A 337-nucleotide genomic window follows, 5' to 3' on the forward strand; every position below is an offset into this window, starting at 1 on the left:
TTACTCCCCGTTCCGGCTGCGGGGCCGGGTCCAGATGAGGGTGTAGCCTTCCCCTTCCTCGTCGGTGAACAGGTTGGCGAAGATCGGGGCGGCGAAGGAAGGATCGTCCAGCTTCAGGCTCAGATAGGTGCGGCCTTCGTTGGAACGGCGGGTCCATGCGGCGCCGAGTTCAACCCGTCCGAGGTAGACGCGGTAGTTGGGGGCGTTGTCGTTGGCCCGGTTGGTTTCGGCCACCAGGCGGACGTTGCGGGCCTGCAGGGCCAGGGTGACGATTTCGCCTTCGAAGCCTTCGCCCACCTTCTTGAAGGAACCGATGTTAGCCATTGTCGTATCTCCA

Annotated in this window: 1 protein-coding gene; it reads right to left on the reverse strand. The window is 63.2% G+C overall.

Translation table 11 applies throughout. The annotated features are described in order from the left end of the window. Entirely contained in the window at positions 1 to 324 is a 324-nt protein-coding gene (locus JN414_RS16550) for a DUF736 domain-containing protein (protein WP_035378674.1), read from the reverse strand. Between the last annotated feature and the right edge of the window lie 13 nt (positions 325 to 337).

Source organism: Gluconobacter sp. Gdi (assembly GCF_014132155.1).
Classification (GTDB): Bacteria; Pseudomonadota; Alphaproteobacteria; order Acetobacterales; family Acetobacteraceae; genus Gluconobacter.

Excerpts from the sequence above, each read along its gene's own strand:
- JN414_RS16550 (WP_035378674.1), bottom strand. The coding sequence starts at position 324 with ATGGCTAACATCGGTTCCTTCAAGAAGGTGGGCGAAGGCTTCGAAGGC.